Raw genomic sequence first — 687 nt, 5'->3', positions numbered from 1 at the left:
GACAAGCTCAAGGCCCAAGCTGAGAAGATCATCGCCGCACTGCAAGCGGAATAAACGCCACCGTCACGGCGCAGCAGACGGCACTGCCGCGTTTGCCTGCGCCGTAATGTCGCCCGCCCATTCTCCTGTCGATAAGCCAGCCAGTCCAGGTGCTGGTCGACTGCTTCGGCCCAGCGGCAGCCGATCGCAACATCACCATCGACCTGCAGTGCGAAGCACAGCTGCGCCACACGCCCACCGGCGCGCGCATCGACGTGGCCATCGAACCGGTGCCGCAAGGGAACGCCATTCCCGTGTGCAACCCGGGGGCCGGGCATTCCGCACACCGCCTCGCCGCCGCTGTTCGAGCGGTTCTACCGGGGCGGCCCCTAGCAGGCGCAATCCAGTGCGCAATCAAGCCAGTCGACCGGGTTGGGACCGGCCATCTTCACAACCATCATGGACCTGCACGGTGGTAGCGTGCAGGCCAGCAGCTCGCCGGGCGGGCGGACCGGGTTCCGGCTGGTCTTTCCGGCTTGACGCAAGACTTACGTACCGATCCGCTGTGCCGACGGCGTACGCGTAGCGTCCTGCCCGTCGTCGCGCAGAATCTGCCGATATGCAGCCACGACCATCGCGCCGATAAACCGCAGCAGGCGGCGCGGGGCGTTGATGTCTTCGGTCACGGCAAAGCGCGCCGGTGTGCCT

At 66.5% G+C, this 687-nt stretch carries 1 protein-coding gene; it reads right to left on the bottom strand.

Going from position 1 to position 687, the window contains the following annotated elements:
* Positions 1–278: hypothetical protein (locus D1614_RS28085; RefSeq protein WP_206610151.1), on the bottom strand; the 278-nt coding region annotated here is incomplete at its 3' end.
* Positions 279–687 lie beyond the last annotated feature (409 nt).

This window comes from Maribellus luteus, assembly GCF_003576475.1.
Classification (GTDB): domain Bacteria; phylum Bacteroidota; class Bacteroidia; order Bacteroidales; family Prolixibacteraceae; genus Draconibacterium; species Draconibacterium luteum.
Note: the sequence above shows the minus strand (reverse complement) of the source record. Positions and strands in the feature narration are given on the sequence as shown.